Annotated in this window: 11 protein-coding genes and 1 tRNA gene; 11 read left to right on the top strand and 1 reads right to left on the bottom strand. The window is 30.8% G+C overall.

The window, feature by feature from the left end:
• Positions 1 to 194: 194 nt before the first annotated feature.
• Both radA and disA read left to right on the top strand, forming a co-directional pair.
• Entirely contained in the window at positions 195 to 1,559 is a 1,365-nt protein-coding gene (gene radA / locus B3W71_RS11380; protein WP_346889044.1) for a DNA repair protein RadA, read from the top strand.
• Between the two features lie 48 nt (positions 1,560 to 1,607).
• Complete coding sequence (gene disA, locus B3W71_RS11375; protein WP_346889043.1) at positions 1,608 to 2,672, top strand: DNA integrity scanning diadenylate cyclase DisA; 1,065 nt, start codon at positions 1,608 to 1,610, stop codon at positions 2,670 to 2,672.
• Between the two features lie 30 nt (positions 2,673 to 2,702).
• On the opposite strand, the gene B3W71_RS11370 is transcribed toward disA, so the two are convergent.
• Positions 2,703 to 3,131, bottom strand: a complete 429-nt coding sequence (locus B3W71_RS11370; protein ID WP_346889042.1) for a DUF1573 domain-containing protein — start codon at positions 3,129 to 3,131, stop codon at positions 2,703 to 2,705.
• A 368-nt stretch (positions 3,132 to 3,499) separates the two neighbouring features.
• Here B3W71_RS11370 and B3W71_RS11365 point away from each other — a divergent pair, with 368 nt between their 5' ends.
• The 9 genes from B3W71_RS11365 (at position 3,500) to B3W71_RS11325 (ending at position 11,444) form a co-directional block, all read left to right on the top strand.
• Entirely contained in the window at positions 3,500 to 4,594 is a 1,095-nt protein-coding gene (locus B3W71_RS11365; RefSeq protein ID WP_346889041.1) for a PIN/TRAM domain-containing protein, read from the top strand.
• 65 nt (positions 4,595 to 4,659) lie between these two features.
• The gene (gene ispD, locus B3W71_RS11360; protein WP_346889040.1) at positions 4,660 to 5,343 is read left to right on the top strand and encodes a 2-C-methyl-D-erythritol 4-phosphate cytidylyltransferase; all 684 of its coding nucleotides are present in this window, start codon (positions 4,660 to 4,662) and stop codon (positions 5,341 to 5,343) included.
• Positions 5,344 to 5,632: 289 nt separating this feature from the next.
• Positions 5,633 to 7,345, top strand: a complete 1,713-nt coding sequence (locus B3W71_RS11355; RefSeq protein ID WP_346889039.1) for a proline--tRNA ligase — start codon at positions 5,633 to 5,635, stop codon at positions 7,343 to 7,345.
• A 538-nt stretch (positions 7,346 to 7,883) separates the two neighbouring features.
• Positions 7,884 to 8,309 (top strand): Mini-ribonuclease 3, encoded by a 426-nt coding sequence (locus B3W71_RS11350; protein WP_346889038.1) that lies wholly within the window; start codon positions 7,884 to 7,886, stop codon positions 8,307 to 8,309.
• Complete coding sequence (thyX, locus tag B3W71_RS11345) at positions 8,293 to 9,090, top strand: FAD-dependent thymidylate synthase (RefSeq protein WP_346889055.1); 798 nt, start codon at positions 8,293 to 8,295, stop codon at positions 9,088 to 9,090. Before B3W71_RS11350 ends, thyX begins: the two co-directional genes overlap by 17 nt.
• 226 nt (positions 9,091 to 9,316) lie before the next feature.
• Positions 9,317 to 10,042, top strand: coding sequence for a 23S rRNA (guanosine(2251)-2'-O)-methyltransferase RlmB (gene rlmB, locus B3W71_RS11340; RefSeq protein ID WP_346889054.1), 726 nt, complete (start codon positions 9,317 to 9,319; stop codon positions 10,040 to 10,042).
• An 18-nt stretch (positions 10,043 to 10,060) separates the two neighbouring features.
• On the top strand, positions 10,061 to 10,570 hold the full coding sequence (locus B3W71_RS11335) for an NYN domain-containing protein (protein ID WP_346889037.1): 510 nt from the start codon (positions 10,061 to 10,063) through the stop codon (positions 10,568 to 10,570).
• A gap of 73 nt (positions 10,571 to 10,643) precedes the next feature.
• A complete protein-coding gene (gene sigH, locus B3W71_RS11330) occupies positions 10,644 to 11,285 on the top strand; it encodes an RNA polymerase sporulation sigma factor SigH (RefSeq protein ID WP_346889036.1) in 642 nt (213 codons plus the stop codon).
• An 83-nt stretch (positions 11,286 to 11,368) separates the two neighbouring features.
• A tRNA-Thr gene (locus B3W71_RS11325) sits at positions 11,369 to 11,444 on the top strand.
• Positions 11,445 to 11,521: the final 77 nt, after the last annotated feature.

The following is an 11,521-nucleotide window of genomic DNA, read 5'->3' as shown; positions in this document are numbered from 1 at the left end:
GCTAACAATAATATTAAAGTGCATCCTCAATATTTTATGTAAGATTAGCAATATATTTTGCGAAAGCCCATTTTTATAGCTAATAATGCTATAATCTATTATCTAAAACAATTTTTATTGTAAAGTGATGTTAATTAAGGGTTAAGAAATAATAAATTAGTATAGAAATATAGAGGGGAGTTAAGAGGCAAAGTATGGCGAAAATAAAGAAAATATATGTATGTAATGAATGTGGCTATGAAGCACTAAAGTGGTATGGAAAATGCCCTGGATGCAATAGTTGGAATACAATGGGAGAAGAAGTTAAAAGTGAAGTACCAACCAATTTTAAAAGGTCTGTTACTATGTCTTCAGGCAATAAACCAAAGAATATTACCGATGTAAAGTCTAGTGAATATGAAAGATTAGACACAGGAATAGGAGAGTTAAATAGAGTTGTTGGTGGTGGCCTTGTAAGAGGATCATTAACCTTAATATCTGGAGACCCTGGTATTGGTAAATCCACCATACTATTACAAAGTGCTAGTAATATTTCATCAAAGTACGGAAAGGTTTTATATGTATCTGGAGAAGAATCAGAAGAACAAATAAAAATGAGAGCAGAGCGTTTGAAGGCTACAGGAAAAGAACTTTATGTAGTGTCAGAAACCAATATAGATATAATTGAAGAACATATATCTGAAATGAATCCAAGTTTTGTAATAATAGATTCCATTCAGACTTTATATAAACCAACTATTTCTTCTGCTCCAGGAAGTGTATCTCAGGTTAGAGAATGCACCAATGACCTAATGAGAATAGGAAAGACTAAAAATATCCCATTATTTATTGTTGCCCATGTAACTAAACAAGGGGAACTAGCTGGACCAAGAGTACTTGAACATATGGTAGATACAGTTCTATACTTTGAAGGAGAGCGAACACAAGAGTTTAGAATACTGAGAACCATAAAAAATCGTTTTGGAACTACTAGTGAAATCGGAGTTTTTGAGATGAGAGAAAGTGGTCTAGAGGAGGTAAATGATGCATCCTCAGTATTCTTACAAGAGAAGTCTATGCAGCAAGAAGGCTCAGTGGTTATAGGGATAGTTGAAGGAACTAGACCTATTCTAGTAGAAATTCAAGCCTTAGCAAGTGAGACTAAAGCTGTAATGCCACGTAGAACTGCAGTAGGAGTTGACAACCAAAGATTGAGCTTAATACTAGCAGTATTAGAAAAAAAGCTAAAAGTACCTTTTTATAACAGTGATGTATATGTTAACGTAGTAGGCGGTCTTAACATTGATGGTACGTACGGAGATTTAGGAATAGTTTTAGCATTAATATCTAGTGTTAAAGCAAAAGAAATTAAAATAGAAAATTTATTAGTTATAGGAGAAGTAGGATTGACTGGAGAGGTTAGACCTATAGCCCATGCAGAGAAAATTATAAACGAAGCAGTAAAAATGGGATTTACTAACATAATACTACCAAATAAGAATAAAGCAAAAATAAATAGTATGAGCATAAATTTAATTGGTGTTGATACAGTTAGAGAAGCAGTAGCAAAGATTTTTTAATAATAAGTAAAAGTAAAGTAAAAGGCTAGATTGTTAATGGAGGAAAATATGAGGGAACAAGAACAAAAGGAACTTATGGGAATACTAAAAATCATGTCGCCAGGGACCCTACTAAGAGAAGGATTAGACAATATATTAAGGGCCAAAACTGGAGGCTTGATAGTATTAAGTGATAGTAATGATATATTAGATATGGTGGATGGAGGATTTACAATAAAATCAGAATATACTCCAGCATACATATATGAATTAGCAAAAATGGATGGAGCTATAGTTATCAGTAGTGATTTGAAAAAAATATTATATGCAAATACACAGTTGATGCCTGATTCATCTATAAGTACCCAAGAAACAGGAACTAGACACAGAACAGCACAGAGAGTTGCAAAACAAACGGGAGATATAGTAGTGGCTATATCTCAAAGAAGAAATATAATTACCGTATATAAAGGTGATATAAAATATGTACTTAGAGAAAGTAGTGAGGTATTAGCTAAAGCTAATCAAGCTATACAAACGCTGGAGAAGTATCAATTAGTTTTAGAAAGAGTAATAGGCAATTTAAATTTATTAGAGCTACAAGATTTATCAACACTTTTAGATGTAGTCACAGCAATTCAGAGAAATGAAATGGTTATGAGAATAGTTTGTGAGATAGAGACGTACATATGCGAATTAGGTAACGAAGGTAGACTTATATCTATGCAACTAGGAGAGCTAATCAAAGGTGTTGAACAAGAGGGAGTACTTTTAGTAATCGACTATTGTAGTGATACTGAAAAATATCTTGATGTATATAAGAATATAGAAAAACTATCAGCTACAGAATTACTTAACCTTGATATGATAGCTAAGGTGCTAGGATATGGTGGAGTTCCGTTAGTTGATAATTTAATATCTACTAAGGGATATAGAATATTAAATAAGATACCTAGACTACCATCGATAATTATAGAAAATTTGGTAAAGCATTTTAAAGGACTTCAGGGTATAATGAAAGCATCTTATGATGAATTAGATTTAGTTGATGGAGTGGGAGAAGCAAGGGCTAAAACTATTAAAAATGGCCTAAGAAGACTAAAAGAGCAATTTATATTGGATAAACAAATATAGCACAAAGCAATAAAGTTTGTGCTATAAAAATTATCTTAAATTAATTTTATCAAAGGTAGTTATGTTTTTATATTCAGTTAAAAGTACATCATATAAGTTTATATCTAAACTATTACATAAGGAAGTTATATAAAATAAATGATTGCCTATTTCTCTTTCAATGACTTTACGACAACTATCACAAATCTTCCCGTCTATATGGGAACTAAGAGGTATTTGTAAATCACCTAAGGTTAATTTATCTAAGTTATTCTCATTATCATCGCTTAACGAATAACTGATGTTTTGCTTTTCAGCTTTAATTTTAACGCAACCGCAACTAGTAACAGCCTTTATTACGGATCTGTTAACTCTACTTTCAGATTCATGCAATTTGCTTAGTATATCAAGTATACTTTTATGTCTTAGTAAAGAACTATCTACAGAATTTTGGAATTCATCAAATATTAGATCCTTCATAACTTTCACTCCTTTATAAATAAAGTTACTTACTTGGAATACCTTTAAATATATAATATATCAATATTATTATTATTCATAGGGGGTAATCTTACTGTTAATAATTTATTTTATGACAAAACATAAAAATTGTGAAGGCTAAGAAATTTAATTTCACTAATTATTATTCCCATACTAGAAGTTATTCGTGATAGAATGTTGAATAATTGAAATGTTAATATTATATACAGTTAATCAAATTTTAGTTAATATTCTAATAATCCATTGAAATGTAATTTGTGATAATATATATTTAATTTAGTAGGATATTATGGAGAAAAATTGTAAATAATCACAATAGAGGTGTAAAAAATGAAGGAGGTGCTATAGTGTTAAAAAGAATATTAAGGGGGCTATTTACCTTAATAGGAGGAACATTAGGATATGTTTTAGGTGTATGGGGAAATTCTATGGAGCTTTTACCTAAGTTAGGAATAAACAATACAGGATTTGTTTCAATAATGTTTGTTATATTATGTATTATTTTTATTGGACTTATATTTTATTTTATTTCGCCGTTTATAAATTCAAGCATTGTTAAGGCCATGGAGTATTTAGAAAGGTCTGCTCAGAAGATTCCAATAATAGATATTGTATTTGCAGGGGTAGGAGTCTTGATTGGACTTATAATTTCAGTATTATTATCATCACTTATTAGAGTGGAATCAGTAATAATAACCATAATATCTGTTATTGTAACAATAATAATTACTGTTTTATTTGCAGATATATGTGTAAGAAAAAAGGATGAAATCATACATGTATTTACAAGTTTTAAAAAGATAGGATCTAATAAAGAAGGTAAAACAAAAAATATCAGTGATAAATTAAGTCCTAAGGTGCTAGATACCTCTGTTATAATTGATGGAAGAATATTTGATATATGTCAAAGTGGTTTTATTGAAAGTAATTTAGTAATCCCAACCTTTGTTTTAGATGAACTTAGACATATTGCAGATTCTTCAGATTCTTTAAAAAGAACAAAAGGTAGAAGGGGACTAGATATACTTAACAAAATACAAAAGGAATTAAGTATAAATGTAGAAATATGGGAAGGTGACTTTGAGGATATTAAGGAAGTAGATGTTAAACTACTTAAACTCGCTCAAGTGCTAAACGGAAAAGTAATTACCAATGATTACAATCTGAATAAAGTTGCCGAGCTTCAAGGAGTACCTGTATTAAACATTAATGAACTGGCAAATGCCGTAAAGCCTGTCCTATTACCGGGAGAGATTATGAGAACACAGGTAATTAAAGATGGAAAAGAATCAGGTCAAGGGGTTGCATACTTAGATGATGGAACTATGATTGTAATAGAAGAAGGTAGAAAATATATTGGAGAGAATATCATGGTAGTAGTTACATCAGTGCTTCAAACTGCAGCAGGAAGAATGATATTTGCTAAACCAAAGGAGCAATAGTCTATTTAGTAAAAAGAGTATATCTGTAGTGGCAATTAGTTTAATGTTTATTTGTTGGAGGAGTTATGAGAAAGAATACAGCAATAATATTAGCTGCAGGGCAAGGAAAAAGAATGGGAGCAAACATAAACAAGCAGTTTTTGACCTTGTTAGGAAAACCAGTATTGTATCACACTATAAAGGCTTTTTCTGATAATGAAAATATAGATAATATTATAGTTCTATGTGCTGAAAGTGATATGGAGTATTGTAAAAAAAATATAGTTGAAAAATATGACCTTAAAAAAGTTAAAGCTTTAGTAAAGGGTGGTAAGGAAAGACAAGACTCTGTATATAATGGATTAAAGGCAATAGAATCTTGTGATATAGTATTAATCCATGATGGTGCTAGACCTTTTGTTACTGAAGAGATAATAAATAATGGCATTAAAAATGCTAAAAAGTATGGTGCATGTACTTGTGGAGTTAAATCAAAGGATACAATCAAAATTAAGGATAAGGAAGGGTTTGCTAAGGAAACCTTAAACAGAGAAGATACTTTCATAGTTCAAACACCTCAATGCTTTAAATACGATATAATAATTAACTGCCATGAGGAGTTAAAAAAGACTAAATTTGAAGTTACTGATGATGCTATGATCGTAGAAAAGTTTAATAAGAAAGTATATCTTTATGAAGGTAGTTATTTAAATATAAAGCTTACAACTCCAGAAGATATGATAATTGGGGAGAATATTTTAAAAAAATAAAATATAAATATATAAGCAAGATTTAAAGATATATGATATAATAATGTTTATTAAAAATTAATATCAATATGTGATGAGGAAGAATAGTAGAAACATATCCACAGAGAGAAAATTCATGGGCTGAAAGATTTTCACACGTTTTGAACCTGCTTCTGAACAGTAGTTTTAACTACCGGCATGAGCCGTTATGAAATCAAGTATAAATTTAGGTGGTACCGCGATAGAATTCGCCCTAATAGGGTGGGTTCTATTTTTTTATCAATAAATACAATTATGAGGTGAATGGAAAATGAAATTATCAAAAATGTTAATAAGTACGCTAAGAGAAGTTCCAGGTGAAGCCGAAATAGCAAGTCATAAGCTTATGTTAAGAGCTGGAATGATAAGAAAATCAGCTACAGGAATATATACTTTTATGCCTAATGGAGTTAGAGTATTAAAAAATGTAGAAAATATAGTTAGAGAAGAAATGGATAGAGCAGGTGCTCAAGAATTTTTAGCTTCTGCACTTATACCAGCAGATTTATGGCAAGAGTCTGGAAGATGGGATGTTATGGGACCAGAAATGTTTAGAGTTAAAGATAGAAATGGAAGAGATTTTTGTCTTGGACCAACCCATGAAGAAGTATTTACAGACTTAGCTAGAAATGAGATTAAATCTTACAAGCAATTGCCTTTAAAGCTTTATCAAATACAAACAAAATATAGAGATGAAAGAAGACCTAGATTTGGAGTTATGAGATCTAGAGAATTTATAATGAAAGATGCCTATAGTTTTGATAAAGATAATGAATGTTTAGACATATCTTATATGAAAATGTATGAAGCCTACAATAAAATATTCACTAGATGTGACTTAGAATTTAGTGCTGTAGAAGCAGATTCAGGAGCTATGGGAGGGTCAGGTTCAGCAGAGTTTATGGTTAAATCTGATATAGGAGAAGATGAAATAGCTTTCTGTACTAGTTGTAGCTATGCTGCTAATACAGAAAAGGCGACATCTAAATTAGAAGAAGTAGAGAGAGAAGTAGAAAAGGAGTTAAAAAAGACAGAAACTCCTAATGTAAGAACCATAGAGGAATTAGTAGCCTTCTTTAATACTAACGATAAGAAGTTTGCAAAAACTCTAATATATAAAGCTGATGATAAAGTTATTGGGGTAATGGTTAGAGGAGATAGAAGTTTAAATGAAACAAAGGTTTCTAATGCATTAGGTGGAGTTATGGAACTAGAAATGGCTGATGCGGAAACAGTGTTAAACGCTACATCAGCAGAAATAGGATTTGCAGGTCCAATTGGGTTAAAAGTAGATATACTGCTTGTGGATGAAGAAGTTACTAGAATGAGCAATTTCATAATTGGTGCCAATGATACAGGATACCATTATGAAAATGTAAATTATGAAAGAGACTTTAAAGGTATAGTAGGGGACTATAAGCTTGTATCAGAGGGAGACATGTGCCCTAAGTGTGGAAGTCCAATAAATATTAGAAGAGGTGTAGAAGTTGGGCATATATTTAAGCTTGGAACTAAGTATTCACAAGCTATGGGAGCTAACTATTTAGATGAAAATGGTAAGTCTGTACCTTTAGTAATGGGATGTTATGGAATTGGTGTTAATAGAACTGTAGCAGCTATAATTGAACAGCACCATGATGAAAATGGAATCATTTGGCCAATGGCTGTTGCACCATATAAAGTAATAATAATGCCTGCCAATGTTAAGGATGAGGAACAAATGAAGATGGCAGAGAAAATTTATGAAGAACTAAAGTCAAGAGGAATAGAGGTACTTTTAGATGATAGAAATGAAAGAGTTGGAGTTAAATTTAAGGATTCTGATTTAATCGGAATTCCAATAAGAGTAACAGTAGGTAAAAAAATAGTAGAAGATATAGTTGAATTTAAGTTAAGAAAAAATCAAGATATTGAAGAAGTCAAAATAGAAGCAATAGTATCTAGAATAGAAAAAGAGTTCTTGGAGAATAATGTGAAATTTTAATTGTATTATTACAAATTGATTTATTGTAATAGGTAAATATAAAGTTCTCTATGAAATTACTCTATTGATTAATATGGGGTATATATAAAATTTTATCTATAGAAATATATAACATTTTATATATGTAACATTTTAACATTTTAAAATTTTAAAATGCTAAAGTGTTACTTAATCAGTAAATATAAGGGGTTTGTACTTTGGATACTCAGTAAAATGTAAAGTGTTTACAGGCGTTGTCTATAGTCCTATTAATTAACAACACAAGTTAAATTAATAGGACTTATTATAAAATATGGTCCTATTCTTATAATCCTAGAATTTAAATATTAAAAGCTTAGAAGATTATTTTTTAAAATGGAATGTAAAGTTGCTTGTATTATTCTAAGTGATAGAGGATTTTGGAGTTGAATTCTAGAAGTGATGTATTAATAAAAATAGATTTCTTATAGAAAACATAAATTTGACTATAAAATCATGAAAATATATAATGGTTATGTTTAATTATTAAAATAGGATTCATCTCGTTAAGGAGAAAAATATGGAGTTTGATTTATTAAAAGAAAAATTTAGTGCAAAGGAAGCACATTTAATAAACCCATTAACCCTTGCTTTTATAGGGGATGCAGTATATGAAGTATTTATAAGAACCTATTTAGTAGGTGAAAATAAAACTTTGAAAGTGCAGCAGTTGCATTTAAGAACAGTTAATTACGTTAAAGCAAAGTCACAGAGTAATTATGCAAAATTAATCTTAGATATGCTTGATGAAGATGAAATGTCAGTGTTTAAGAGGGGGAGAAACACCAAATCTAGCACACCTAAAAATGCAGATGTCGGTGAATATAGATGGGCAACGGGATTTGAAGCTGTAATAGGATATTTATATATTGCAGGAAAGAATGAAAGATTAAATTACCTACTTAATAAAATTATTGAAATGAGTGATAATAATGGTAAAAGTTAAACTTTTGGAGTTTACTCCAAATCCGGAAAAAATAGTAGCAGCAGCTGCTAAATTATGTTATAGTTCAGTGGGAATTGATGAAATAACAGAGGGGTTAGATGAAAATGCTACTAGTAAATTTATAAAGATGTTAAGTAGCTATGGTCACCATTCTCCAATGGAACATGTAAGCTTTACTTTTGGAATTGAAGGGGTATCTAGAAGCTTGACTCATCAACTAGTGAGACACAGAATAGCTTCTTATTCTCAACAAAGTCAAAGATATGTGAAATTAGATGCTTTTGAATACATAATTCCTCCATCTATAGCAAAAGATGAAAAGTGTAAGGCTATTTTTGTAGAGGCTATGAGAAGAGACCAAGAAGATTATGATAAATTAGTGGAAGCACTTAAAGTTTCTAATTTAGAAGAGTATATTGAAGAATATAAAGAAAGAAAGAAATGTGAGGAACTTGAAGAAAAAGAGCTAAAATCATTAAGATCTAAAGCAGAGAAAGCAGCTATTGAAGATGCCAGATATGTGTTTCCTAATGCATGTGCAACGAAGATTGTGGTTACAATGAATGCTAGGGAGCTTATGAATTTCTTCAGCCATAGGTGTTGTATGAGAGCTCAATGGGAAATAAGAGATTTAGCAGATGATATGCTGAAAGAAGTAAAAAAGGTAGCACCAAACTTATTTTTAGTATCTGGTCCAAGTTGTGTAAATGGAAGATGCTCAGAAGGAGCTATGACTTGTGGTAAGCCTGTAGAAATAAGGAATAAGTATTTGTCTCTATAAAAATAGATATATAAGAATTAGATAGTAGGAGCGATGAGATATGGAAGATAAAAAAAGAGGTAGTAAAAACAGTGATAGGCCTAAGCGTATAGGGAAAAATAGAAGAGATAATAATAGATTTGTAGGAGATATAAACACTGAAGGAAAAAATAATCAACCTTACAGAAATGAAAATATCAAGAGCAATGTAAGAGCAGAAGGATTTAGGGGAACTGCAAGAGAAGATATGATAGAAGGAAGAAATGCAGTTATCGAAGCATTAAAATCTGATAGGACTATAGAACATATAATGATAGCACAGGGAGATACTAAAGGATCTATAAGTGTAGTTACAGCTTTAGCTAAAGAAAAATCAGTGGTAGTTAAATATGTGGATAGAGCAAAATTAGATGGTATGAGTGAAACAGGTGCGCATCAAGGGGTAATTGCTATAGTAACTCCATATAACTATTGCAATATATCAGATATACTTAATAAAGCTGAGGAAAAAGGTGAAGATCCTTTTATATTAGTACTAGATGAAATAGAGGATCCTCATAATTTTGGTTCTATAATTAGAATAGCAGAGGTTTGTGGAGTACATGGAATAATAATACCAAAGAGAAAAAATGTAGGAGTTACACCTACTGTTTATAAAACTTCAGCTGGAGCTACAGAATATATAAAGATTGCTAAAATTACTAATATAAATGTGGCTATAGATGAATTGAAAGAAGCTGGTATATGGATATATGGAGCAGATATGCATGGAACACAATATTGTTATGATGCTGATTTAAAAGGAGCTGTAGCTTTAGTTATAGGAAGTGAAGGCAAAGGTATTTCGAAGCTAACTAAATCAAAATGTGATGTATTAGTTAAAATACCTATGGTAGGAAAGGTTAATTCACTAAATGCATCAGTAGCATGCGGAATGATAAGCTATGAAATATTAAAACAAAGATTGAAGTAGGGTAAATGAGGTATAGAGTTGAAGCAAATTTTTGTGGATGGGTATAATGTAATTAATAGCTGGCCAGAATTAAATACTATAAAAGACTATAGTTACGAAGCTGCGAGAAATAGGCTTATAGACTTACTTCTTAACTACTCAGCCTTTAAGGGATGCAAAATAATACTAGTGTTTGATGCACATATGGTAAAAGGAAGTATAGAGAAGAAGGAGAGAAGAGGCAATTTAACTGTAGTTTTTACAAAGCATGATGAAACTGCAGATAGTTATATAGAAAGAACTGTAAATCATATAGGTAGAAAATCAGAGGTTTATGTTGTTACTTCTGATTTTCTAGAACAACAATTAATATTTCAAAGAGGTGCTAATAGGGTATCTTCTCTAGAGTTTTATCATTGGATTGAAGATACAAATAAAAGTATATCTAAGCAGTGTGAGAATAATAGTTTCCACAATAAAAATCTTTTTGAAGAAGCCATAGATAAGGAAGTGGCAGAAAAGCTAGAAAAGATAAGAAGAAGCAGATAATATATCTTGACTATATAAATTTTGTTAAGGTATAATTACAATTAAGGTCATTTATGCTTTGGAGGGGATATTGTTGGAGAATACAAGTGGCAATAATGAATTAAACTCCATATTTACGGGTAAAAGGGATGAAGAACTAGTAGCTATGGCTAAATCAGGAGATGATAGGGCTTTAGAATACATTCTTTGTAAATACCAGAACTTTGTGAAAGCTAAAGCGAAATCTTACTTTTTAATTGGCGCTGATAAAGAGGATATATATCAAGAAGGAATGATTGGGCTTTTTAAAGCTATAAGGGACTTTAAGGATGATAAATTAGCATCCTTTAAGGTTTTCGCAGAATTATGTATAACAAGACAGATAATTACTGCTGTAAAAACTGCCACAAGACAAAAACATATTCCATTAAATACTTATGTCTCTCTGAATAAGCCTATATATGACGAAGAATCAGATAGAACTCTACTAGATATATTATCAGGAATAAAAGTATCTGATCCGGAAGAATTGATAATAGATAGAGAAGAGATGGAAAGGATAGAAAGTAAGATAGAGGAAGTATTATCAGGACTAGAGATGGAAGTTTTAAATTCCTATCTAGATGGTAAATCTTATCAAGAGATTGCAACTGATTTGGATAGGCAAGCGAAGTCTATTGATAATGCACTTCAACGGGTAAAGCGTAAACTTGAGAAGTGCTTAGAACAAAGATGAAACCGTATTGACAAATAAAAAAAAATCATATATAATAAGAAACTGATAAAAATATTTTATAATGAATACATTATGTATTGAATGCTCATATAGCTCAGTAGGTAGAGCGTCACCTTGGTAAGGTGGAGGTCACCGGTTCAATCCCGGTTATGAGCTCCAGTTATTTTGCAACACACGTGGATAAGTTTACATTAAAAAAGTGAAAATATAATTATTTTCTAATATAAGGAGGAATA

It is taken from the genome of Clostridium sp. UBA1056, from assembly GCA_002316385.1.
Lineage (GTDB): Bacteria > Bacillota > Clostridia > Clostridiales > Clostridiaceae > Clostridium_J.
The sequence above is the reverse complement of the archived record's forward strand: the minus strand, read 5'-3'. Positions and strand labels throughout refer to the sequence as shown.